This is a genomic window from Planctomonas deserti, from assembly GCF_003067705.1.
GTDB classification, from domain to species: domain Bacteria; phylum Actinomycetota; class Actinomycetes; order Actinomycetales; family Microbacteriaceae; genus Planctomonas; species Planctomonas deserti.
The window spans coordinates 1-629 of the sequence record NZ_QANL01000093.1; the positions used below are offsets into that span (position 1 = coordinate 1).

Below are 629 nucleotides of genomic sequence, written 5' to 3' on the forward strand. Positions count from 1 at the left end.
CTTGATGGCGCGGGCAAACATCGTGACCGGCTCGGTCAGGACGCGGGCCAGCATGGCCAGGGCCTGGTCGCGGGTCGGCAGCGAGGCCAGCACTTCGACGTGGCTTGCCGGGAACACTTCGCCACCGATGGCGACGACCTTAGCCTTCAGCTTGTCGTTGCCCTTGGCGGCTTCCTTGATCAGGCGACCGGCAGCGCCGGGCTCCTCGAGCGAGAACGCGTACAGCAGCGGACCAACCATCTGGTCCTGGGCGACTGCGAACTCGGTGCCTTCAACGGCGCGCGAAGCCAGGGTGTTCTTGACAACCTTCAAGAAAACACCGGTTTCACGAGCCTGCTTGCGCATCGCGGTCATCTGGGCGACCGTGGTTCCAGCGGATTCGGCTGCGATCAAGGAGTGGGCCTTGGCGGCGACGTCTGCCAGCTCGGCGACTACTTCTTGCTTCTGGGACAGATTGAGAGCCATTGCACTCCTCCTATTGAACTCCGCTTACGGCTCCTGCCGTGTGCGGTCCTGTGCGGCATCCGTCCTGGACGCCGGGAACATCGGGATGATGTTCCGGGGGTGGGCCGTTCTAGACCTGGAGTGGGCCACCCTGGGAAACCGAGACGTGCGTGAACCAGAAAAGC

General features: G+C 63.8%; 1 protein-coding gene. It reads right to left on the reverse strand.

Annotated elements, in window-relative coordinates; translation table 11 throughout:
* Nucleotides 1-465: 50S ribosomal protein L10 (gene rplJ / locus DAI20_RS19715; RefSeq protein WP_108252894.1), on the reverse strand; the 465-nt coding region annotated here is incomplete at its 3' end.
* Nucleotides 466-629 lie beyond the last annotated feature (164 nt).